A 24081-nucleotide genomic window follows, 5' to 3' on the forward strand; every position below is an offset into this window, starting at 1 on the left:
CTCCAGGCGCCCTCACCTTCTCGCGTCTTCCCTTGCGTCATCACGCAAATCATGACCGTCACGGTCTTTTTTACCATTTGTAGTCAACTTCTAGCTACTTTACGCGCGGTGAAGTGAGACCTCAGGTTGTCTGACTGTCACGTGGAAATTCGTCGGACGGGGGTCCCTCTCCATGAGCGTCATTTCGTGCATTGCCACGGAGCATAATCTGTGGCTCGTCCTTTTGGCGGCATTGATATGCGTGAGTGGCGGCTGGGTCACCTTTGGACTGTTTCGACGGGCTGGCGAACGGCAGGGCTTGCAGAAGAGCGGCTGGATATTCCTCACGGCCGTAGCTGCCGGCTCTTCGGTCTGGTGCACACATTTCATAGCAATGCTCGCCTATCAGGCGGAAGCCCCGGTCACCTTCGACCCGATGCTGACCATGGCCTCCCTTCTCATCGCGATTGCCGGCTGCGCCTACGGTTTTACGATCGCTCTCATTCGGACGCAGCGCTTCGCGCCGGAACTGGGCGGCGGAGCCGTCGGGCTTGCAGTTTCGGCAATGCATTACACCGGCATGATGGCTTACCGCGTTGACGGCATCGTCGAATGGAACGCCGATTATGTCGTGGCATCGATCGCTATCGCTTCGGTCCTCTCGGCCTTGGCGATCGGTCAGGCTGTGCGCCGTTCTTTCCGGATTTCCGCCCATCTTTCCCTCGGCCTGTTTGTTCTCGCCGTCGTCGGCCTGCATTTCACCGGAATGACGGCCGTCTCGGTCACGCCGATGCTGACCGGAGCCGCCGGCACCGACCCTGACGTGCTTGAGGCGATGGCCATTGCAGTTGCAGGTGTTGGCTTCATCATCGCTGGCACGGGCATCGCGAGCTACCTGATCGACGCGCGCTCCAGCCTCGAAACGTTCCAGCGGCTCCAGCATCTGGCGCATAACGATTCGCTGACCGGCCTGCCGAACCGCGTGAGCTTCGGCAGCTATCTCGAAAACGAGCTCGAACGTGCCCAGGAAGATTCCGTCAAGGTGGCCGTTCTCGGCATCGACCTCGACCGCTTCAAGGAGATCAACGATCTTCGCGGCCACAGCGCGGGCGACCAGGCATTGAAAACCATCGCCCGCAGGCTTTCCCGGCTTTTGAAGGACGGTGAATTCATAGCCCGCGTGGGCGGTGACGAGTTCGCGGCGGTCAAGCGCTTCAGCGAACAGAACGACCTTCTGGATTTCGTCTCGCGGCTGGAAAGCACCTTGTTCCGGCCGATCCGTATCGATGATTTCGAAACGTCTACGGGCGCCAGCATCGGGGTCGCGATCTATCCTGAAGACGGCGACAATCAGGGCCGGCTGATAAGCAATGCCGATCTTGCAATGTACCGGGCGAAGGCCGACGTCACGCGGGCGGTGTGCTTCTACGAATCGAAGATGGACGAAGCATCGCGCGCACGCCGGTCACTGGCCCAGGATTTGCGCCGCGCCATCGAACTCGACCAGCTCGAACCTTACTATCAGGTTCAGACCTCGGTCCTGACGGGTGATATTCGCGGCTACGAGGTGCTTCTGCGCTGGAACCACCCCGAGCTTGGCTCGGTCCCGCCGTCGGAATTCATACCGATCGCCGAAGAAAACGGCCTTATACTCGCGATCGGCGAATGGGTGCTGCGTACGGCGTGCCAACAGGCCGTTTCATGGCACACGCCTTACAAGATCGCGGTGAACCTCTCGCCGGTGCAGTTCGCCCACGCGGACCTGTCGAAGCTTGTCCACGAGATCCTGCTCGAAACCGGGCTGTCGCCGAACAGGCTGGAACTCGAGATCACGGAATCCACCATTATCGCCGACAAGACCCGCACGCTTCATATCCTGCGCCAGATCAGGGCGCTCGGCGTGACGATCGCGCTCGATGATTTCGGAACGGGCTATTCCTCGCTCGACACCTTGCGCTCTTTCCCGTTCGACAAGATCAAGCTGGACCGCTCCTTCATGAGCGAAGTGGAACAAAGCCCGCAGGCGAAGGCGATCGTGCGCGCAGTGCTGACGCTGGGCAAAAGCCTCGATATCCCGGTGCTCGCCGAAGGCGTGGAAACCGACGACCAGCTCTCCATTCTGCGGATCGAACAATGCGACGAGGCACAGGGCTTTTTCCTCGGCCGGCCCAAGCCGTTGAACCAGATATTCCGGCAAGGCCCGGCAATCGCCAACGATGTCGCGGAGCCCTCCTCGGGCCGCCTGCCGCCGGCTCGCATCGGCCGCCGGTTGAGCGCATAGGTTAAACGACGCCGATCCTGAGAAGGTCGTGGAAATGGACGACGCCGACCGGGCGTTCGTCCTCGACAACCACCAGCGCGCTGATGTTGTTGTCATTGAGCACGGCGATAGCCGCACTCGCCAGCATCTGTGGCTGAACCGTTTTCGGCTTGCGGCTCATGATCTCGTCGACAGCCAGTTCGCCGAGGTTGCGGTGGAGGTTGCGGGCGAGGTCGCCATCGGTGACGATGCCGGCAAGTTTGCCTTCATCGTCGACGACGCAAACACAGCCGAACCGCTTCCTGGAAAGCTCGATAATCGCCTCGGACATGCTCGTGCCGGTCGGCACGGAGGGCATTTCGTCGTCTGAATGCATGATCTCGGCGACATGCATCAGATTGGCACCGAGCTGGCCGCCCGGATGAAAGGTGCGGAAATGATCAGCCGTGAAGCCCCTCGCCTCGAGAAGCGCAACAGCCAGCGCATCGCCGATAACCAGTTGCAACAGCGTCGACGTCGTCGGCGCAAGGCCGTGCGGGCAGGCTTCCGGCGCGCGCGGCAGGTTCAGGACAACGGTCGATTCACGCGCAAGGGCTGAATTCTCGCCTGCGGTCACCGCGATCAGGGGAATGCTGAAGCGCCGGGCATAAGCCACGATGCCCTTGAGTTCAGCGGTCTCGCCTGACCAGGACATGGCAAGTATGGCGTCGTCGCGGGCGATCATGCCGAGATCGCCATGATTGGCTTCTGAAGGGTGGACGAAGAACGCCGGCGTTCCGGTCGAGGCCAATGTGGCAGCGATCTTGGAGCCGATATGCCCGCTCTTGCCGACGCCGGTCACGATAACCCGGCCACTGATGCCGGCCAGCAATTCCACGGCTTCGGCGAAAGGCTCGGCCAGGCCATTTTCGAGCGCCTCGGTAAGCGCTTCGACGCCTGCCCGTTCAGTGCTCACCGTCCGCATCGCCGAAGCGATCGACGCTTGCCTGTCCGGTTGTTTCTTCTTGAGAGATCCTGCGTGCATGGCTTGCGATTAGCGCTTTGGCGTGCCGCTGTCCAATATTATCGACACCAGCCCCGTGTGGGCAGCGCCTTCCTCAACCCTCCGTTAACCATCCCGATTTACGGTCCGGTAACGCTGATGTCTGCGGGCGATGGCGGTTTGGGGCTTCACAGCAGGTGATTATGTCTTGGGTTCGCCCAGAAAATAGAGGACGCCCGGAACCGCGGGCGCTGCGCACCTTGCTTCTTACGGCAAGTGCCGCCACCCTTTTGTGCGCATTCCCGGCTCAGGCGCAGGACAGTGGCGGACTGCGCGGAGCGGTTGCCGAGACAGATGTCACCGGTTCATTGCTGGGCAGAGGCCAGGCCGGCAATACCCAGGCACAGAATGCCGCCAATCAGGCACCTGCGGACCAGAACCCGCCACCGCAATATGCTCCCGAAAGCACCGGTGCCGTCCCGGATACCACCGATACCGCGGCCTCGCCCGACCCGAGCCTGTTCGCCTTACCGCCGAACACCGACGACCCTTTTGCCGACGATCCGCCGCCGGCAAGCACGCGTCCAACCTCCGCGGCCAGAAAACGCACCGAAGATGCGCGCAACCGCAACACTGCCACCACGCAGGCGGACAGCGAAACGGCCGCCAGCGGACAACCGGCCGAGGAAGTGGACGACGACACGACCACCGGCACGGTCCGAACGCCGACCATCGATTCGGAACAGGTCCTGAAGCTGGACGAGGGCGCAGAGCGCGCCGAAGCGATCGAAGGCCTGAACCGGCCCCGCGACGACAACCCCTTTGCCGCCACCGGCATACGTGCCGGTTCCTTCGTGCTTCGCCCTTCGCTCGAACAGGGCATAACCGCCACCTCCAACGCCAGTGCAAGCAGCGGCGGGTCGTCCGGCGTGCTTTCGGAAACCACGCTGCGCCTCAACGCCGTATCCGACTGGAGCCGCCATTCGGCGACGATCGACGCTTACGGTATCCTCCGGCGGACACTCTCCGGCGAAGAAATCAAGGAGACGCAGGCAGGTATCGACGGCAAGCTTGATCTCGAACTCGGCGACGAGCTTCGCGGCCACGTCGAGGCCGGTTATCAGCGCCGGCCTGAATCGGGCTCCTCCCCGGTCGCGATCGAAGGTACCCTGTCCCAGCCGATCCGCCAGACATTCAACGGCAGCCTCGGCATCGAAAAGGATGTGGGCAAGGCCCGCTTCGGCATCACCGGCAGGGTCGAGCACGACATGTATGGCGACGCCCAACTTTCCACCGGCGGGGTGGTCTCGCAGAAGGACCGCGACTCGACGCTGGCAACGCTGACGCTTCGCGGCGGCTACGAAATCTCGCCGGCGCTGACACCCTTCCTGGAAGCGGAAGTGGGCCGGCGCTTCTACGACGAGAAGGTCGATGCGAGCGGATATGAGCGCTCATCGGACCGGCTTGGCGCGCGCGCGGGTGTCGAGCTCGATCTCGGCGAAAAGCTGTCGGGTGAATTTTCCGCCGGCTGGATTCGCGAAGGCTTCGACGACGATCGCCTGAATGCGATAGGCGGGCCAACCGTCAACGCCAATCTTGCCTGGTCGCCCGAACGCGGCACGATGGTCAACCTCGCCGCCTCGACCGAGGTGGAAGGATCGACGACGGCCGGCGAAAGCGGCTCCGTATTCCATTCCGCACGGCTGTCGGTCGAGCGCGAAATCCGCGCCAATCTCACGGCCAATGCTGCGATAGGCGCCGGATATCGCGACTATTCCGGCTCGGACGGCCACGACATCATATTCAATGCGGAAGCCGGCGCGACATGGTGGCTAAACCGCTATGCCGGCCTGACCGGGCGCCTGCGGCATGAGCAGCTCAAGAGCAATCTGGAAGGCCGCGACTATCAGGCCAACAGCGTGTTTGTCGGCCTGAAAGTCCAGAGATAGGCCAATCAACCGCTACTCGATAGGCTTCAGTTCCTTGAGCATGGTTTCCAGCATCGCCGAGATATTTTTGTGCATGTCGGGCCGCCACAGCGAAAACGCCACATTGGCCTCGATGAAGCCCTCGGGCGAACCGCAGTCGAAGGTCCTGCCCTTGTAGTGCGAGCCGTAGAAGGGCTGCTGCTTTTCCAGTTTCAGCATCGCATCGGTTAGCTGGATTTCGTTGCCTGCCCCGCGCTCCTGCCCTTCCAGGATTCCGAAAATCTCGGGCTGCAGGATGTAACGGCCATTGATGTAGAGATTGGACGGCGCCGTTCCAGCCTTCGGTTTTTCCACCATGCCGGTGATCTCGAATCCGTTACGCACCTCGTTCCCGAGCCCGACGATGCCATATTTATGCGCCTCGGCCGGGTCGCATTCCTGCACGGCGACGATATTGCCGCCGGTCTCGTTATAGAGTTCGACCATCTGCTTGAGGCAGCTCTGGTCCGTTTGCATGATCATGTCCGGCAGAAGCACCGCGAAGGGTTCGTTGCCGACGAGATCGCGTGCACACCAGACAGCATGGCCAAGGCCGAGTGGCACCTGCTGGCGCGTGAAGCTCGTCTGGCCAGGTGCCGGCTGAAGGCGCTGCAGCCGCGCAAGCTGGTCGTCCTTGCCGCGTTGGGCAAGCGTGTCATACAGCTCGAACTGGACGTCGAAGTGATCCTCGATGACAGCCTTGTTGCGACCGGTCACGAAGATGAAATGTTCGATGCCCGCCTCGCGCGCCTCATCCACCACATACTGGATGACCGGCTTGTCGACGACCGTCAGCATTTCCTTGGGAATGGATTTCGTTGCCGGAAGAAAGCGCGTGCCGAGACCGGCAACCGGAAAAACTGCTTTGCGAACCTGTTTCATATCGACACTTATCCACGGGCGACGGCTTACCGACAATCACGGAGTGCGACATTTTCACGCCGAAATTGAAAAATATTGAATTGACCGCCCGCTTTTGCGCTTTCGCGGGCTCTTTGGCGTGCGAATTTCGCTATGGTAAACTGATTGATAACCGCGTTCGGCGATGAATGAGTCTTCCGATGATGGACAAGGAGGAAAATATGCTCGTTCGCAAGACCGCAATTCGCCTTGCAAGCGCCGCGGCAGCCGCCGGTCTGTCGCTCGCTCTTATGTTTTCGGCAACTCCGGCTTCGGCCGACGCTGGCTTTCAGCGCTGGGTTTCGAGCTTCCGCAACACCGCCGCGCAAAGCGGCATTTCCGGCACGACTTTTGACCGCGCCTTCCGCAATGTGAAGGACATCGATCCCGAAGTGCTGCAGAAGGCGCGCTTCCAGCCCGAGTTCACCGCACCGGTGTGGGATTACTTCGACAACCGGGTGCATGAGCAGTCGGTGGCTGTCGGCCGCGATATGGCGCGGAAATGGAAGCCCTGGCTCGACCGGATCGAGGCGAAATACGGCGTCGACCGCTATATACTGCTCGCCATCTGGTCGATGGAATCGAACTACGGCGAAATCCTCAAGCGTGACGATGTCATGCGCAATGTCGTGCGCTCACTGGCGACGCTTGCCTATGCCGACGAGCGCCGGGCAAAATTCGCGCGCACCCAGTTGATCGCTGCCCTGAAAATCCTGCAGAGCGGCGATATCGACGAAAGCCATCTGACCGGCTCGTGGGCAGGCGCGATGGGTCATACGCAGTTCATTCCGACCAGCTATCAGGCCTATGCCGTCGACATGGATGGCAATGGCAAGCGCGACATCTGGAACTCCGTGCCTGACGCACTGGCGACCGCCGCCAACCTGCTGCACAAGAATGGCTGGCAGAGCGGCAAGACCTGGGGCTACGAGGTCTCCCTGCCGGCTGGCCGCAAGTTCCCCGGCGGTTCCAAGTCACTGTCGCAATGGCAGTCGCTCGGCGTCACCCGTGCCAGCGGCAAGCCGTTCCGCAGCGGTTCCGACAAGGCGGAATTGAAGGTGCCGGACGGACGCGCCGGACCGGCTTTCCTGATGACCAAGAACTTCTTCGTCATCAAACGCTACAACAATGCCGATAAATATGCGCTCGCCGTCGGGTTGCTTGCCGACGAGATCGCCGGTTATGGCGGTCTCGTGCAGGACTGGAGCCGCCCCTTCACCAAGCTGAGCTTCGAGGAGAAGCAGGAGCTTCAGCAGCGCCTGTCCGCCTATGGCTATTATGAAGGCAAGTTCGACGGCAAGATCGGTGAAGGATCGCGCGCGGCCATCAAGGCATACCAGGCCAAGGCCGGCTTGACGCAGGACGGTCATCCGAGCATGGAAGTGCTCAAGACGCTGAGGAAACGCTAGGAGCAAGGCTTTGTCGGCCAAGGAGCGCACCGCATTTCCGGTCCGGATTACGGCGTTCCTTGTCGCGCTCACTGTCCTGACGACCGGTCTTTGGTTGGCCTTACCGGCTTCGCCTGCCTTCGCGCAGGAACCGGTCTACCGGCCATGGTCGTTGCGCGACCTGTTTTTCCCGCGCAGGGAACCGCGCCTGGCTCCACCGGCCGATGTGCCAGGAGGAAGGTCCAAGGGAAATGTGCGCAAGAAGGCGCCCAAGGCGCGCGCCGTCGCCCGCAAGCCGGCGGAACCGGAAATTCCCGTCATCGATAAAGAGCCCGACGCAAAAGTCGTGCTCGTCATCGGCGACTTTCTTGGCAGCGGCCTCGCCGACGGCCTTGGCATTCTCTACGCAGAGAACCCAAAAATCCGGATAGTCGACAGGTCGAAAGGTTCGTCCGGCTTCGTTCGTGAAGACTATTTCAACTGGCCCAAGGAAATCGGCGCGCTGATCGAAACCGAAAAGCCCGCCGCTATCGCCGTCATGATGGGTTCCAACGACCGTCAGCAGATGCGCGTCGGCGACACGCGCGAAACTCTGGGAACGGACAACTGGAACAAGGAATATGCCAAGCGCACCGAAGCTTTGGCCAAGGCAATCACGGAGCGCAAGGTGCCGTTCGTATGGGTCGGCGTGCCGGCTTTCAGGTCTTCCAAGATGACCTCCGACATGCTGGCGTTCAACGATATTTACCGCGCGGCAAGCGAGGAGGCCAAGGCCGAGTTCGTCGATGTCTGGGATGGCTTCGTCGATGAGAACGGCGCATTCATAACAACCGGTCCCGACGTCAGCGGCCAGCCGGTCCGGCTGCGTTCCGACGACGGCATCAATCTCACCCAGGCGGGAAAGCGCAAGCTGGCGTTCTACGCCGAAAAGCCCTTGAGCAAGATCCTTGGCCTCACTACTGCACCGGGTGCGGCGGCCGTACCGGCATTGCCGGCTCTGACCCCGGAGACCCAGAAGGCCGCACCCGTCGACCGCACGGTGCCGATCTCGCTCAACGATCCCGAACTGGACGGCGGTACCGAACTGCTCGGCGCAAATGTCGGGAAAGCATCGCCGCGCTCCCCCGGCGAAAAACTGGCGATCGACGGCATCGCGCCCGAAGCCAAGCCCGGACGTGCCGACGATTTTTCCTGGCCGCCCCGACCGGCCGAGCCGGCAACGGCAGCCGCACCGGCAATACCGGACACCACAGCGACCGTCAGGCGCTGACCAGCCCCCTACCCCGGCGGCCATGCAAAGTCAGGCCCGGTTCTGAAGAACGACACGTTGTTGGTGAAAATGCTGGCTGGGGCAAGCCTGATCATGCGCCCGTCCGGATGTTCGATCTGGGCCACGTTGTCGATGAACCATGCGTTCCAGCCTGCTTCGGGGCCGAGATATTTGTGAAGCAGCCGCTTGAAGCGGTCCGGTGACATCGGCTCGATGGTGGCGGTACCCCGCAGTCCGAGATGCAGCAGGATACCGGCGTCGTTGTCAAAGTGCACGATTTCTACCGCACAGCGCGGATCTCTTTCCAGATGCTTCACCGCGCTTCCATCTGACGACCCGAGAAGCCAGATCGCGCCGTCCTCCCAGATGAACCATACCGGTGCGTTGCGCGGCGCGCCGTCCGAGGTAACGGTCGCCAAATTCGCCATCAACGGGCGACTTAGAACATCCTGTGGATCGAACTCCCGCATCATCAAGTTATATCAGCAGATCGAGTAGGCGGGGAGGTCTTAGCCATACCGGCGGCTGCCGAGCACGATAGCCACGGCCAGGCACTGATCGCAAAAGAAAAGGCACCTCGCGGCGCCTTTTCTTTACAATTCGCTGAGCGTCGGCCTATCGCGGCAACACGCTCGAACCCATCAGCGCCTCGTCGATGGCGCGGGCGGCCTGCCGGCCTTCGCGGATCGCCCAGACGACGAGCGACTGGCCGCGGCGGATATCGCCCGCCGCATAAAGCTTGTCGACGCTCGTCCGGTAGTCGCGGTCGTTGGCATCGACATTGGTCGAACGGCGGCTGTCGACGCCGATCTTCAGCTGCCCGTCCAGTTCCGTGACCACCCCACCGGCCATCGGACCGGCAAAGCCGATGGCGATGAAGGCGAGATCGGCGCGGATGACGAACTCGGTGCCGGCGATCGGCTTGCGCTTCTCATCGACCTCGCAGCACTTCACACCGGTCAGCTGGCCGTCCTCGCCGATGAATTCGAGCGTCGCCACCTGGAACTCGCGCTCGGCGCCCTCGGCCTGCGACGAGGACGTGCGCATCTTGGTCGCCCAATAGGGCCAGACGGCAAGCTTGTTTTCCTTTTCCGGCGGCTGCGGCCGGATATCGAGCTGGGTCACGCGCACCGCGCCTTGCCGGAATGCCGTGCCAACGCAGTCGGATGCCGTATCGCCGCCGCCGACAACGACGACATGCAGTCCGCCGGCCACGATTGACTCGGACTTCCAGGCAACAGACTGGATATCCTCGCGTGCCACGCGCTTGTTCTGCTGGACGAGGTAAGGCATCGCATCATGCACACCTTCGAGATCGTCGCCCGGAATGTTGGCCGGACGCGGCGTCTCGGAGCCGCCGCAATAGAGCACGGCGTCATACTCGGCGAGCAGTTCCGAAACGGGCTTGTCGACGCCGACATTGACGCCGCAATGGAAGGTCACGCCCTCGCCCTGCATCTGCTCGACGCGGCGGTCGATATAATGCTTTTCCATCTTGAAGTCGGGAATGCCGAAGCGCATCAGCCCGCCGGCCTTGCTCTCACGCTCATAGACATGAACGTCATGTCCGACGCGGCCGAGCTGCTGGGCAGCGGCCATGCCGGCCGGGCCCGAGCCGATGATGGCGACACTCTTGCCCGTCTTCTTCTCCGCCGGATAGGGGCGGATATGGCCAAGCTCATAGGCCTTGTCGGCGATGGCCTGCTCGACCGTCTTGATGGCGACCGGAATGTCTTCGAGGTTCAGCGTGCAGGCTTCCTCGCAAGGCGCGGGGCAGATGCGGCCGGTGAATTCCGGGAAGTTGTTGGTCGAATGCAGGTTGCGGATCGCGTTGTCCCAATCGCCATTGTAGACGAGGTCGTTCCAGTCCGGGATCTGGTTGTGGATCGGACAGCCGGTCGGACCGTGGCAGAACGGCACGCCGCAATCCATGCAGCGCGCTGCCTGTTTCTCGACTTCCTTGTCCGACATCGGCAGCGTGAATTCACGGAAATGCCGGATACGGTCGGAGGCCGGCTGGTACTTGTGCACCTGCCGGTCGATCTCAAGAAATCCTGTTACCTTGCCCATTGCAAAAACTTTCGTCGATCAGACCCTGCGAAAAATCACAGGCAAAAACTGTTGGCTCTTCTCTTGAAGCAGGTTGGCTCAGCCGTCCAGCCCGGACCTTCGGTCAGCCCGTTACTGTCCGGACGGCTGACACGGCTTACTCCGCCGCGACGCCCATCCTCATGCGCTCCATTTCGATCAGCGCGCGGCGATACTCGACCGGCATGACTTTCCGGAATTTCGGCCGGTAGTTCGCCCAGTCGTCGAGAATAGCCTTGCCGCGTGTCGAACCGGTGAAATGCACATGGTTCGAGATAAGCTGGTAGAGGCGCTCTTCGTCATGGCTGGTCATGTCGCCGGATACGTCGACGCGGCCCTTGTGATCGAGGTCGCCGCCATGGTGGAGGAGTTTCTCCATCAGGTCGTCCTCTTCGGGAACCGGTTCCAGCTCGACCATCGCCATGTTGCAGCGCTCGGCGAAGTCGCCGGCCTCGTCCAGCACATAGGCGACGCCGCCCGACATGCCGGCCGCGAAGTTGCGCCCGGTCTGGCCAATGACGACGACAACCCCGCCGGTCATGTATTCGCAGCCATGGTCGCCAACGCCTTCGACAACGGTGACGGCACCCGAGTTGCGCACGGCGAAACGCTCGCCGGCGACGCCACGGAAGTAGCATTCGCCCTCAGTCGCACCGTAAAGCACGGTGTTGCCGACGATGATCGAATCCTCGGCGACGATTTTCGCATTCTCCGGCGGACGGATCACGATGCGGCCGCCCGAAAGACCCTTGCCGACATAGTCGTTGCCGTCGCCGATCAGCTCGAAGGTGATGCCACGCGCCAGGAAGGCCCCGAAGGACTGGCCGGCCGTGCCGGTGAGCTTCACCGAGATCGTGTCGTCGCGCAGGCCCTTGTGCTTGAAACGCTTGACCACTTCGCCCGAAAGCATGGCGCCGGCCGAACGGTCGACGTTGCGGATTTCCGCCTCGATGGTGACGGCCTGACGCGATTCGAGCGCCGGCCTTGCCTGCTCGATCAGCTTGCGGTCGAGAACGTCATCGATCGGATGCTTCTGGCGCTCGGTCCAGTGCGTTGCCTCGGCCGGAGCGTCCGGCTTGTAGAACATGCGGGCGAAATCGAGCCCCCGCGCCTTCCAATGTTCGATCATCGCCCGCTTTTCCAGAAGATCGGTATCGCCGATGATCTGGTCGATATGGGTGTAGCCCATGGCCGCGAGCAGCTCGCGCACCTCTTCCGCGACATAGAAGAAGTAGTTGATGATGTGCTCGGGCGTGCCCTTGAAGCGCTTGCGCAGAACCGGGTCCTGCGTGGCGACACCTACAGGGCAGGTGTTGAGATGGCACTTGCGCATCATGATGCAGCCGGCAGCTATCAGCGGCGCAGTCGAGAAGCCGAACTCGTCGGCTCCCAGCAGCGCGCCGATGATAACGTCACGGCCCGTGCGCAGACCGCCATCGACCTGCAAGGCGACGCGCGAACGCAAGCCGTTCAGCACCAGCGTCTGGTGCGTCTCGGCAAGGCCCATTTCCCACGGCGAACCCGCATGCTTCAGTGAGGTCAGCGGCGAAGCGCCGGTGCCGCCGTCATAGCCGGAGATGGTGATGTGGTCGGCGCGCGCCTTGGCGACGCCGGCGGCAACCGTGCCGACGCCGACTTCCGAGACGAGCTTGACCGACACGTCGGCCGCCGGGTTGACGTTCTTCAGGTCGTAGATGAGCTGCGCCAGATCCTCGATAGAATAGATGTCGTGGTGCGGCGGCGGCGAAATCAGACCGACGCCCGGCGTCGAGTGACGGGTCTTGGCGATCGTCGCATCGACCTTGTGGCCGGGAAGCTGGCCGCCCTCGCCAGGCTTGGCGCCCTGCGCAACCTTGATCTGCATCATGTCGGAGTTGACGAGATATTCGGTCGTAACGCCGAACCGGCCGGAAGCAACCTGCTTGATCGCCGAGCGCTCGGGGTTCGCCCCACCGCCGGGCAGCGGCAGATAGCGATCCGGCTCTTCGCCGCCCTCGCCGGTGTTCGACTTGCCGCCGATCCGGTTCATCGCAACGGCCAGCGTCGTATGCGCCTCGCGGCTGATCGAGCCGAAGGACATGGCACCTGTCGAGAAGCGCTTGACGATGTCGGCAGCCGGCATGACGTCATCGAGCGATACCGGCTTGCGGCCGGTATCTTCGGCCAGCTTGATCTTGAACAGCCCGCGAATGCCCTGCGCGCGTGCCGTCTCGCTGTCGATCTGCGCGGAAAACTCCTTGAAAGTTTCCCACGAGCCCTTGCGCACGGCGTGCTGGAGGCTGGCCACCGCATCCGGCGACCAGATATGAGCCTCGCCGCGCATGCGATACATATATTCGCCGCCCACTTCGAGCGCGTTGCGCAGCACGGGGTCGTCGCCGAAGGCATCGGCATGGCGGCTGACCGTCTCGGTCGCGACTTCGTCCAGCCCGACGCCCTCGATGAGGGTGGCAGTGCCAGTGAAATACTGCTCCACGAAGTCCGACCTAAGCCCGATGGCGTCGAATATCTGTGCGCCGCAATAGGACTGATAGGTCGAGATGCCCATCTTGGACATGACCTTGAGGATGCCCTTGCCGATCGACTTGATGTAGCGCGTCACGACCTCGGAAGCGTCCACTTCCGCCGGCATGTCGCCACGCTTGTGCATATCGAGCAGCGTATCGAAAGCGAGATACGGGTTGATCGCCTCAGCACCATAACCGGCCAGGCAGCAGAAGTGATGCACTTCGCGCGGCTCGCCCGATTCCACCACGAGGCCGACCGAGGTGCGCAGACCCTTGCGAATGAGGTGGTGGTGCACGGCCGCCGTCGCCAGCAGCGCGGGTATGGCGATGCGGTCCGGCCCGACCTGACGGTCGGACAGTATGATGATGTTGTAGCCGCCGGCAACTGCCGCCTCGGCACGCTCGCACAGCCGCTCGATGGCGCCCTGCATGCCGGCGGCATCCTCGGCAGAGCCGTAGGTCATGTCGATCGTCTTGGTGTCGAAACGATCCTCGGTGTGGCCGATGGAGCGAATCTTTTCCAGGTCGCCATTGGTCAGGATCGGCTGGCGCACTTCCAGCCGCTTCTTGCGCGACGAGCCCACGAGATCGAAGATGTTCGGCCGCGGCCCGATGAAGGAGACGAGGCTCATCACCAGCTCCTCGCGGATCGGGTCGATCGGCGGGTTAGTGACCTGCGCGAAGTTCTGCTTGAAATAGGTGTAGAGCAGCTTCGACTTGTCCGACATGGCCGAGATCGGCGTGTCAGTGCCCATCGAGCCGACGGCTTCCTGACCCGTCGTCGCCATTGGCGACATCAGGAGCTTGGTGTCTTCCTGCGTATAGCCGAAGGACTGCTGGCGATCGAGCAGCGAAACATCCTTGCGCAGCGCGCGCGGCTCGACCGGCTTCAGCTCTTCGAGGATGAGCTGGGTGTTATGCAGCCAGGTCTTGTAGGGATGCTTGGTCGCAATCTCGGACTTGATTTCCTCGTCCGAGATGATGCGGCCCTTTTCAAGGTCGATCAGCAGCATCTTGCCGGGCTGGAGCCGCCACTTCTTGACGATCTTTTCTTCCGGCACGGTGAACGCGCCGGCCTCCGACGCCAGGATGACGCGGTCATCGTCGGTGACGACATAGCGCGCCGGACGCAGGCCGTTGCGGTCCAGCGTCGCGCCAATCTGGCGGCCATCGGTGAAGGCGACTGCTGCGGGACCGTCCCACGGCTCCATCAGGGCCGCGTGATACTCGTAGAATGCCTTGCGGTCGGCATCCATCAGCTTGTTGCCGGCCCAGGCTTCCGGGATCAGCATCATCATCGCGTGCGCCAGCTTGTAGCCGCCCTGGAACAGGAACTCGAGCGCGTTGTCGAAGCAGGCCGTATCCGACTGGCCTTCGTATGAGATCGGCCACAGCTTCGAGATGTTGTTGCCGAACAGCTCACTGTCGACCGACGCCTGACGCGCCGCCATCCAGTTGTTGTTGCCGCGCACCGTGTTGATCTCGCCATTATGCGCGACCATGCGGTAGGGATGCGCCAGCTTCCACGACGGGAAGGTGTTGGTCGAGAAACGCTGGTGAACGAGTACCAGCGCCGTCTCGAAACGCGGATCGGCAAGGTCCTTGTAATAGGCACCGACCTGATAGGCGAGGAACATGCCCTTGTAGACGATGGTGCGCGCCGACAGCGACACGCAGTACGCGCCGATGTCCTTGTTGTCGTTCTCGGCATAGATGCGGCCGGAGATGACCTTGCGCAGCAGATAGAGCCTCGCCTCATACTCCTCGTCGTCTTCGATGTCGGGCGTGCGCCCGATGAAAACCTGGCAGTGATAGGGCTCGGCAGCGGAAATATCCGGCGCCTTGGAAAGCGACGAATTGTCGACCGGCACGTCGCGGAAGCCGATCAGCGGCAATCCTTCGGACTGCGCCGACTCGCGGATGACATCATAGATATGCGCGCGCAGATCGGCATCCTGCGGCATGAACCAGTGGCCAACGCCATATTGTCCCGGAACCGGCAGCTCGATGTCCTGCCTGGCCATCTCTTCACGAAAGAAACGATCCGGAATCTGCACCAGCAGGCCGGCGCCATCGCCCATCAGCGGGTCTGCGCCCACCGCACCGCGATGCGTCAGGTTCTCGAGCATGAACAGCCCGTCCTTGACGATCTGGTGCGACTTCACGCCCTTCATGTTGGCGATGAAGCCGACGCCGCAGGCGTCGTGCTCGTTGCGCGGATCGTAGAGGCCCTGCGCGGCCATGCCGTTGGGAGTTCGCAAGTTGGCGCGTTTGACGGCAACGGCTTTCGTCTGCACGGGCGCCTGGAATTGCGTCGTCACAGATGTCGTCATGTCCGTCATCGTCCTTCCCTTCCGTTTCCAGCCCTTTCGGGCGTCTCTCCATTGTCTGGCAGCCTTGCGGCACATCCATCAAATCGCCTGCACGTCTTGTCGAATTTCCGCGGAAAAGCATACTGCCCGGGCGGTATACAGTCCTTGGGGTGCGCGAGTCACTGCCACTTTCGCGGCATTCCCGGCATCGGTCGCAGTGATAGCCGGACAGGCGTCGATCATACGCCAAATCCGGCACACATTGCGCAGATAAAATAAGACAGCACTACTGTCCTAATTTTCTTATTGCAGAATTTTAGGAGCCGCACAAGACCGATTCACAAAAAAACGGCACAAAGCGCGTAATAATCTTGCGCCACATTGTCGCGATGCGAAACTTTCAACCTCCTGGTGTTTTCGGTCAACGTGCCGAGCGCAGAAGATTTTTTCTCACTGGCCCTTGATGCTGCCCATCAAAACCGGCCAAGGTCGCGCGCTTTCAACGCGTATCCTGCGGAACCGAAACATGTTTTTTGCTTCAGACAATTGGGCCGGCGCCCATCCCAAGATCGCCGCCTCGCTTTCCACACACGCATCAGGTTTCAGCACCGCCTATGGTGACGGCGACCTCGACCGCGCCGTCTACGAAAAATTCAGCGAAATTTTCGAGCGCGAGGTCGCCGTCTTCTTCGTCGCTACCGGAACGGCGGCGAATTCGCTGTCATTGGCCGCCTATAACCGCCCAGGCGGCGTCTCCTTCTGCCATCGTGAGGCGCATGTGATGGAGGACGAATGCGGCGCGCCGGAGTATTTTTCCGGCGGTGCCCGTCTGCGTGCTGTTGACGGGCCGCTCGGGCGGATGACGCCTAACAATCTCGAAAAGGCGATTTCCCATTTCGAGCCGGAATTCGTCCATGCCGGCCAGCCTATCGCCGTGACGATCACGCAAGCCACGGAGGTCGGCGCCGTCTACAGCCTGGCCGAAATCGATGCGATCTCGGCCGTTGCTAGGAAGCGTAACCTGCCGCTTCACATGGACGGCGCGCGCTTTGCCAACGCGCTGGCATCGCTTGAGACGACGCCCGCCGAAATGACCTGGAAGCGCGGCGTCGATATCGTCTCCTTCGGCGGCACCAAGAACGGCTGCTGGTGCGCCGAAGCGGTCGTGCTGTTCGATACCGGCAAGGCCCGCGAATTCGGCTTCCTGCGCAAGCGCGCCGCTCAGCTTTTTTCGAAGTCGCGCTTCATCGCCGCCCAGTTCGATGCCTATTTCACCGACGGCCTCTGGCTCGAAACGGCCCGACACTCCAACGCCATGGCCGCGCGGCTGGGCAAGGTCATCGAAGCGTCCAGCAAGGCCCGTCTCGGCTGGCAGCCGCAGGCCAACGAGGTTTTCGCGATCATGGGCAAGGACACGATGAAAGCGGCAACCGACGCAGGCGCGGTCTTCTATCCTTGGAACGCGCCGCATGGATTCGCCGAGCCCATCTCCGAAAACGAAACGCTATGCCGGTTCGTCACCAGCTTTGCGACAACGGTAGAGGATGTCGACCGATTCGGCGATTTGATCGCCTGACCGTCCAGGCAGAATCTGTCGCGCAATAAAAAACGGCGCCCGAAGGCGCCGTTTTCGCTCGGGAGGAGCGTGAGTTTAGTTCGCAGTCTTGGCTTCGATCTGCTTGGCGGATTTGTCCGAGGGGGCCGAAATCGCGATCTTGCGCGGCTTGAGCTCTTCGGGAATGGTCCGCTTGAGATCGATGTGCAGCAGGCCATTCTTCAGATTGGCGCCGGTGACATCGACATGGTCGGCAAGCTGGAATCGGCGCTCGAAAGCACGCGAGGCAATGCCGCGATAGAGCAACTCGGAGCCTTCGCCGGTGCCCTCGTCCTTGCGCTCACCCTTGATGCTCAAGACGTTGCGGTGGGCTTCGATGGCGATATCGCTATCGGAAAAACCCGCTACCGCCATGGAGATGCGATAGGAATCCTCGCCGGTCCGTTCGATGTTGTAGGGTGGATAGGTCTGCGCGCCTTCCGGCTGGGCAAGGGAATCGAGCATCGTGAAAAGTCGGTCGAAGCCGACGGTAGAGCGATAGAGCGGGGAAAAATCAACATGACGCATGGTTCTGTTCTCCAGTTGAGCAACATTGTTCGCGTGTGACCTGCCTTACCCATGATGGCGTTTCGGCGTGATCAGCGGCCCCATTCCGTGGCGACCGCAAGAAGTCATTTGGGTGCCCCCTTCGGGCATTTCAAGACTTTTCCCAACGCGAAAAAATCCGCGCCGATGAACGCAGGATGAACCGGCGCTTCGGTTAGCGTTCAGAACCGCCCTGCTAGATTGGCCTCAATGTGAAAGTTAGCGGTGCGTATCCTGCCGCAACGGGGCCGAACCGGGTGTAACGTCCCTTCCACTCGGATCGACAAAGGGCCGGAAGTCAGCGAAAGCTGCTTCCGGCCTTGCTTCTTTTACCGCTGCCGGCGGTCTAAATTTATTTGCATTTCATCGCTACGCTTTTATCAGTTTCAGGGCCGGCCTTCGGCGCGCATGAGAAAAAGCCGAAGATGACCGACTATTTCTACGACATTCCCGGAAACCCGAAGCCTGAACGGGCGACCTCCGGCTACATCACCGCCTTCGACCAGAAAAAACTGCGCTATGCGCTTTTCCCGGCAACGTCGCGTCCGCTCAAGGGCACGGTCATAATCCTGCCCGGCCGCAACGAGTGCATCGAAAAATACTTCGAAACCGCCCGCGACCTCGCAGCGCGCGGCCTAGGTTCGGCCAGCCTTGATTGGCGCGGCCAGGGCGCTTCCGACCGGCTGATTCGTGACGCAGGCCGCGGCCACGTCCGCGGCTTCTTCGACTACACGCGCGATCTCGAGCAGTTCTTTGCCGAAATCGTCCTGCCGGACTGCCGCGGCCCCTATTACATCCTTGCCCATTCGATGGGCGCTTTGATCGCGCTTCTGGGCACGCCGGCGATGGTCAACCGCGTGCGGCGAATGGTGCTGATCGCCCCGTTTTTCGCCCTGCACAAGTCACCGCTGTCGATGCCCGCGATCAGGCGCATGGGCAACGCGCTTTATTATAGCGGGCTCGGCCAGCTATATGTCTCGGGCGGGCGTCAGGGCCAGATCGAACCCTTCGCCACGAACAAGCTTACGACCGATCCTGAACGCTACCGGCGCAATTGCCTGCTCTATGAGACCTATCCGCATCTCGGCCTCGGCGGCCCCACCGTCGCCTGGATTCGTGCAGCCGCCGAAGCCGCTGCTACCGTGCAGAACCCGGAATTCATGGCGAAGGTCCAGATCCCGACGCTTTTCATCGTCGCCGGGGCCGACGAAGTCGTTTCGAACCGCGCGATCGAGGATTATTCCAGACGCTTGCGCATCGGCTCGCTGCTCACCATCGACGGTGCCCGCCACGAAATTCTTCAGGAAGCCGACATCTACCGCGAACAGTTCCTCGCCGCCTTCGACGCATTCATTCCCGGTAGCGATGCGCCGGTGATATAGCGCGGTCGGCTTCAGCCGTTGAGAATTTCCATCGCCGCAGCATGAAGCTCGGGCGTGGCTGCAGCCAGTATGTCGCCGCCGTTCTCCGCCGGCCCCCCGCTGAAGGTGGTGACCACGCCGCCCGCCTTCTCGATGATCGGGATCAGCGCGACGATGTCGTAAGGCTGCAGGCCAGGATCGGCCACGATATCGGCATTGCCCGACGCCACCATGGCAAACGCATAGCAATCGGTACCGTAGCGGGCGAGCCGGACCTGGCTTTCCAGCCGGTCGTAGAGCGCACGTTTTTCACCCTTGAACAGCGCCGGCGTGGTGGTGAACAGCGTCGCGTCGGCCAGTGCCGTCGTCTTGCGGGTCGAGAGTTTTCGCGAACCTCCCGGACCTTCGTAATGCGAGCCCGACGCGTTGGCGTAGTACAATTCGCCGGTGAAAGGCTGGGACATCAGCCCGGCGACTGAGTCGCCATCGACAGTCAATCCGACCAGCGTTCCCCAGACCGGAAGGCCCGAAATATAGGCTCGCGTGCCATCAATGGGATCAATCACCCAGACGTGACTGCTCGAAGCGTTCTCGATGCCGTGTTCCTCGCCGAGAATGCCGTGATCCGGAAATTCGGCACTGATCAGCGCGCGAATGGCGCGCTCGGCCTCGCGATCGGCCTCGGTTACCGGGTCGAATCCGCCGGAAAGCTTATTGGAAACAGCACCTTGCTGGCGGAAGCGTGGCAATGTCTCGGCCGCTGCGGCTTCAGCGATCCGCCGCATGAACTGAACGGTGACGGGCAATCGTATCTCCCGGATGTTGCGTGAATGGCACTAGCGTTTCCAAACGGGGAATTGCCACATCACTCTGAATTAAAAAAGCATAAAGTCGCTTGACATTTGTGCAGCGCACAATAACTTTGTTCACAGACGGGTTCGCCTGTCTATGCCCTCCTTGGGCGTTTCCTCCCTAGACTTCGACCGCGTTGTGCGAACAGCGCGGTTTTTTTTGAGAGGCCGCCGCAGGCGTTCGGAATTATTCGGCGGCAAGCGGCAGATCGCCGATATCGCTGTCCGGGATGGCCATCAGGTCGGCGCAGAACCGCGTCAGGTCGTCGGCGAGCGCATCGAAGCCGGCAGACTTCTGGAACGTCCTTTCATTCATATAAAGGCCGCGGTTGATCTCGATCTGCAGGGCGTGAAGATTGCGCGCCGGGCGACCGTAATGTTCGGTAATGAAGCCGCCGGCATAGGGCTTGTTGTGGGCAACCGTGTAGCCCATCGCGATCAGCAGCCCGATGGCATTTTCAGTCAGCGCCCGCGAAGCCGAAACGCCGAACCGGTCGCCGATGATGAAATCCGGCCGCATGCCGTTTTCACCGATGCGGATGCTGGCCGGCATCGAATGGCAATCGATCAGAACGCCAAAGCCGAAGCGCGCATGCGTGCTTGTCACAAGCCGCTTCAAGGTCGCGTGGTAAGGCTTGTACACCGCCTCTATGCGCGCGAGCGCCTCGGCGAGCGGCAGGCGGCTGGGATAGATGTCGAGCCCCTCGCCCACCAGCTTCGGCACCGTGCCGAGGCCGCCGGCGACGCGGGCAGAACGGATATTGGCGAAGGATGGCACCGGCTCGACGAACATGCGCGGGTCGAGTTCCCAGGGCTCGCGGTTCACGTCGAGATAGGCGCGCGGAAAATTGGCAGCCAGCATCGGCGCGCCCAGCGCCACCGCCCCGCCAAACAGCTCGTCGACATAGCAATCTTCGGAACGGCGGATGGCATTGCCGTCGAGCCGCGTCATGGCCAGGAAGCGCTCGGGATAGTGGCGGCCACTGTGGGGAGAGTTGAAGACGAAGGGAACCCGCTGCTCGGCGCTGGTGCGAACCTCAAACGGTGCGACCACCGAGAAATCATCGGCCGCTGTCATGAACTCTGTCCAACCCGCAAAACCCACTGCATCATGATCATGAAAGTGCCATCTGCCAGGCATTCTGTCCAGCGCCTCGCAGGTTGACGGTATGTCAGGATATCGCGATGGACATCGACATTCACTTGATGTTTACCCTCCAAGCTTCATATACAGAATGGTTAACGGGGCCGCATTATTGCGGTTCACGTGAAGTGATTCGGACGGGACACGATGGCACGCATTCTTCTGGCGGAAGACGACGACGATATGCGTCGGTTTCTGGTTAAGGCGCTGGAGCGCGCCGGTTATGACGTCAGCGATTTCGACAATGGCGCTAGCGCCTATGAGCGGCTGCGCGAAGAGCCCTTTTCGCTCCTCCTGACCGACATCGTCATGCCGGAAATGGACGGCATCGAGCTCGCCCGCCGCGCCACCGAGATCGACCCCGACCTGAAGGTCATGTTCATCACCGGTTTCGCCGCCGTTGCGCTGAACCCGGATTCCAAAGCGCCCAAGGATGCCAAGGTGCTTTCCAAGCCCTTCCATCTGCGCGATCTCGTCAACGAGGTCGAGAAAATGCTGCAGGCCGCCTGAGCGGCTTTTTGGCCGCCGGGAAAGATAACTGTAAAAGGCCGATCTTTCCCAATTCCCGCTATTGACGCCCCTGTCAATTATGTGGTGTATGCGCGTCGTCGGATGGGCGTGTAGCTCAGCGGGAGAGCACTGCATTGACATTGCAGGGGTCACAGGTTCAATCCCTGTCACGCCCACCATCCTTTCAAATACTTGGCTGATTCAGCGTTTGTTGCCGTACGAATACCGCGCGGGTATTGTCGGCGGATAGGGCTCCATCGATCTCCCGATGGCCAGCTAAGATGCAGGGGACAGTTTACTTTTTTGCCCCTTGCGCGAGATCGCAACCGCCGCGCCCTTCCGGGGCAAGAAAGTAAACTGTCCCCGGTGCACGCTTCATCATCGCCACGCCCGGTTTTCACCGTCTGGCCATTGTCAAAGAGCCGGGAAGCGGGGCGCATGGCCGTGCCTTCCTAGTGTTTAGTATGTGGCGCAGCTTCCGCGCCCCGCTCGGTAGTCACTCGAAAAGCCAAATCGTTGGCTTTTCGTCCGCTGCGCGGACCGCTCCTAACCTGTCCCGAAGTCGGCCGGTCACAACGCCCGCTCCATGTACATTCCATGGACAAGACGCCGCGGGTTCTCCGCATGGTTTTGGGCAGTGGCATTTGCGCCGTGCTCGTTCCACGCCGGCCTGTGTCGGGCCCTCGGGTCCCTGGCTACCACACCAGGGCGGGAGGTCACCGCCACTCCCCCTTGATCCCGGTTCCAGACCCGGTCCCGCAGGAGCGATGGGAGGATTATGGATGCGTGCGAAAGGGTGTGGAAAAATCGAGGGTGAAAAAATGTGCGGTGTGAGCGAAAACAATGGGTTGGCAGGAAATCGGGTGAAAATCTTTCCACACCTTCGCAAGCTTCACCTTCGATGCACCGCAGTGAACTTCATTGATATTCCGGCATGGATTCCCGACACTCTCCGCTCGTTCCTCGCTCACGAGGTCGAGAATGACGAGCTTGTTGTTTGCCCGGGCGGCAACCCGCCGACGTTGGAGATGAGCCGAGCTTGTTGGTTGCCTGGCAACTCACTAATGCCGAAGATTGGCGGCAAGCCTAATTCGTCATTCTCGACCTCGTGAGCGAGGAACGAGCGGAGAGTGTCGGGAATCCATGCCTGAACGCAGAAGAGCTTCAACGGTACAGAATGCGCGTCAACACTAGGGCCGGGCCGCGCCTGACGATGCTGCGGCCAATAAATCCCGGATAACCTGCGCTTCGCTCCGGTTTCCGGGATGACGACCGCATGTTGCGCCGGTGCCAAACTCCAACGCCGGCACACGGCAGGCACGTCACCGGCAGTGCCGTGCCCTAATGCAGCACCAGAACATCCCCGGCGGAGAAGCTGATTTCCGTCTCTTCGCCGACGACCGGCGGTGGGCTCGTCGGGCTGTTGAAGGTGTCGAGCGAGACGGCGTTCTTGCCGACGCCGACGCGCACGCGGATGACAGAACCCAAAAAGCTGACATCGGAAATCTTGCCGCCCAAGGTGGAATCCCGTCCGGCCTGTTTTCCCAGCACGATGGCTTCGGGGCGCAGCGCCAGAGAAAGCGTATCGCCGGCCTTGGCGCCGTTCAGAGCGCCCTTCTTCAACGTGATTTCACGATCGTTGACACGCACCGTTGCCGTTGCCGGGTTGGAAACGACGCCGTCGAGCACATTCAGCGTGCCGACGAAATTGGCGACGAACTTCGTCGACGGGCGATTGTAGATCTCGAAGGGCGAGCCGACCTGTTCGGCGCGGCCGTCATACATGACGACGATGCGGTCCGACATCGACAGCGCCTCTTCCTGGTCGTGGGTAACGAAGATGGTGGTGATGCCGAGTTTCTTCTGGATGGAGCGGATTTCCTCGCGCAGCGAGACGCGCACCTTGGCGTCCAGCGCCGACAGCGGCTCGTCGAGCAGCAGGAGCTTGGGCTTGGGCGCCAGCGCGCGGGCGAGTGCTACGCGCTGCTGCTGGCCGCCGGAGAGCTGGTAGGGATAGCGTTCTCCGAAATCCGGCAGCTTGATGATGGCAAGCATTTCGGCCACGCGCGCGTCGGCTTCGGCCTTGGGCATGCCGGCGACCTTGAGCCCGAAGGCGACGTTCTGCGCCACGGTCAGGTTCGGGAACAGCGCATAGGCCTGGAACACCATGCCGATGTTGCGCTGGTTGGGCTTGAGGTTGGTGACATCCTTGCCCCCGATCATGATGCGGCCGGCGCTCGGCTCCTCGAAGCCCGCCACCATGCGCAGCATCGTCGTCTTGCCGCAGCCGGAAGGCCCGAGGAAGGAGATGAATTCGCCGCGGTCCACGTCGAGGTTGAAATCCGTCACCACAGTGGTCTGGCCGAAAGCCTTGCGAACACCCTGGATGCTGAGAAATGTTTCGGACATGTGCGTCGTTTTC

17 protein-coding genes and 1 tRNA gene are annotated in these 24081 nt (G+C 61.5%); 9 read left to right on the forward strand and 9 right to left on the reverse strand.

The features are described from left to right. Positions 1–172: 172 nt before the first annotated feature. Positions 173–2260 carry a putative bifunctional diguanylate cyclase/phosphodiesterase gene (locus G6N74_RS24765; protein ID WP_165120679.1) on the forward strand — a complete coding sequence of 696 codons (2088 nt, stop codon included), beginning with the start codon at positions 173–175 and terminating at the stop codon, positions 2258–2260. A gap of 1 nt (position 2261) precedes the next feature. Here G6N74_RS24765 and G6N74_RS24770 read toward each other — a convergent pair whose 3' ends face one another. Further along, positions 2262–3263, reverse strand: a complete 1002-nt coding sequence (locus G6N74_RS24770; RefSeq protein ID WP_165120680.1) for a KpsF/GutQ family sugar-phosphate isomerase — start codon at positions 3261–3263, stop codon at positions 2262–2264. Positions 3264–3424: 161 nt separating this feature from the next. Here G6N74_RS24770 and G6N74_RS24775 point away from each other — a divergent pair, with 161 nt between their 5' ends. Then, positions 3425–5170, forward strand: coding sequence for an outer membrane beta-barrel protein (locus G6N74_RS24775; RefSeq protein WP_165120681.1), 1746 nt, complete (start codon positions 3425–3427; stop codon positions 5168–5170). 12 nt (positions 5171–5182) lie between these two features. On the opposite strand, the gene galU is transcribed toward G6N74_RS24775, so the two are convergent. Beyond that, the gene (galU, locus tag G6N74_RS24780; RefSeq protein WP_165120682.1) at positions 5183–6070 is read right to left on the reverse strand and encodes a UTP--glucose-1-phosphate uridylyltransferase GalU; all 888 of its coding nucleotides are present in this window, start codon (positions 6068–6070) and stop codon (positions 5183–5185) included. 200 nt (positions 6071–6270) lie between these two features. On the opposite strand from galU, the gene G6N74_RS24785 reads away from it, so the two are divergent. Both G6N74_RS24785 and G6N74_RS24790 read left to right on the forward strand, forming a co-directional pair. Next, the gene (locus G6N74_RS24785; RefSeq protein ID WP_165120683.1) at positions 6271–7497 is read left to right on the forward strand and encodes a lytic murein transglycosylase; all 1227 of its coding nucleotides are present in this window, start codon (positions 6271–6273) and stop codon (positions 7495–7497) included. Between the two features lie 10 nt (positions 7498–7507). Further along, complete coding sequence (locus G6N74_RS24790; RefSeq protein ID WP_165120684.1) at positions 7508–8746, forward strand: SGNH/GDSL hydrolase family protein; 1239 nt, start codon at positions 7508–7510, stop codon at positions 8744–8746. An 8-nt stretch (positions 8747–8754) separates the two neighbouring features. Here G6N74_RS24790 and G6N74_RS24795 read toward each other — a convergent pair whose 3' ends face one another. The 3 genes from G6N74_RS24795 to gltB all read right to left on the reverse strand — a co-directional run bounded on the left by G6N74_RS24795 (position 8755) and on the right by gltB (position 15683). Further along, the gene (locus G6N74_RS24795) at positions 8755–9219 is read right to left on the reverse strand and encodes a pyridoxamine 5'-phosphate oxidase family protein (protein WP_165120685.1); all 465 of its coding nucleotides are present in this window, start codon (positions 9217–9219) and stop codon (positions 8755–8757) included. A gap of 142 nt (positions 9220–9361) precedes the next feature. After that, a complete protein-coding gene (locus G6N74_RS24800; protein ID WP_165120686.1) occupies positions 9362–10816 on the reverse strand; it encodes a glutamate synthase subunit beta in 1455 nt (484 codons plus the stop codon). 136 nt (positions 10817–10952) lie between these two features. Further along, complete coding sequence (gene gltB / locus G6N74_RS24805; RefSeq protein ID WP_165120687.1) at positions 10953–15683, reverse strand: glutamate synthase large subunit; 4731 nt, start codon at positions 15681–15683, stop codon at positions 10953–10955. A gap of 496 nt (positions 15684–16179) precedes the next feature. Between gltB and G6N74_RS24810 the strand changes: the two genes are divergently transcribed. After that, positions 16180–17229, forward strand: a complete 1050-nt coding sequence (locus G6N74_RS24810) for a threonine aldolase family protein (protein WP_165120688.1) — start codon at positions 16180–16182, stop codon at positions 17227–17229. A 75-nt stretch (positions 17230–17304) separates the two neighbouring features. Here the strand turns inward: G6N74_RS24810 and G6N74_RS24815 are convergent, their stop codons facing one another. Continuing rightward, complete coding sequence (locus tag G6N74_RS24815) at positions 17305–17775, reverse strand: Hsp20 family protein (protein WP_165120689.1); 471 nt, start codon at positions 17773–17775, stop codon at positions 17305–17307. Positions 17776–18218: 443 nt separating this feature from the next. Here G6N74_RS24815 and G6N74_RS24820 point away from each other — a divergent pair, with 443 nt between their 5' ends. Beyond that, a complete protein-coding gene (locus tag G6N74_RS24820; protein WP_165120690.1) occupies positions 18219–19175 on the forward strand; it encodes an alpha/beta fold hydrolase in 957 nt (318 codons plus the stop codon). 11 nt (positions 19176–19186) lie between these two features. Here the strand turns inward: G6N74_RS24820 and hisN are convergent, their stop codons facing one another. Together hisN and G6N74_RS24830 are read right to left on the reverse strand one after the other, a co-directional pair. Further along, complete coding sequence (gene hisN / locus G6N74_RS24825) at positions 19187–19939, reverse strand: histidinol-phosphatase (protein WP_376767749.1); 753 nt, start codon at positions 19937–19939, stop codon at positions 19187–19189. Positions 19940–20192: 253 nt separating this feature from the next. Then, complete coding sequence (locus G6N74_RS24830) at positions 20193–21083, reverse strand: N-formylglutamate amidohydrolase (protein WP_165120692.1); 891 nt, start codon at positions 21081–21083, stop codon at positions 20193–20195. A gap of 213 nt (positions 21084–21296) precedes the next feature. On the opposite strand from G6N74_RS24830, the gene cpdR reads away from it, so the two are divergent. From cpdR to G6N74_RS24845, 3 genes are all read left to right on the forward strand, one after another. Then, on the forward strand, positions 21297–21659 hold the full coding sequence (gene cpdR / locus G6N74_RS24835) for a cell cycle two-component system response regulator CpdR (protein ID WP_008835384.1): 363 nt from the start codon (positions 21297–21299) through the stop codon (positions 21657–21659). A gap of 104 nt (positions 21660–21763) precedes the next feature. Next, a tRNA-Val gene (locus tag G6N74_RS24840) sits at positions 21764–21838 on the forward strand. A 603-nt stretch (positions 21839–22441) separates the two neighbouring features. Then, a complete protein-coding gene (locus G6N74_RS24845) occupies positions 22442–22771 on the forward strand; it encodes a hypothetical protein (RefSeq protein ID WP_165120693.1) in 330 nt (109 codons plus the stop codon). A 229-nt stretch (positions 22772–23000) separates the two neighbouring features. Here G6N74_RS24845 and G6N74_RS24850 read toward each other — a convergent pair whose 3' ends face one another. Beyond that, a complete protein-coding gene (locus G6N74_RS24850) occupies positions 23001–24068 on the reverse strand; it encodes an ABC transporter ATP-binding protein (RefSeq protein WP_165120694.1) in 1068 nt (355 codons plus the stop codon). Positions 24069–24081 lie beyond the last annotated feature (13 nt).

It is taken from the genome of Mesorhizobium zhangyense (genome assembly GCF_011045115.1).
Taxonomy (GTDB): domain Bacteria; phylum Pseudomonadota; class Alphaproteobacteria; order Rhizobiales; family Rhizobiaceae; genus Mesorhizobium_M; species Mesorhizobium_M zhangyense.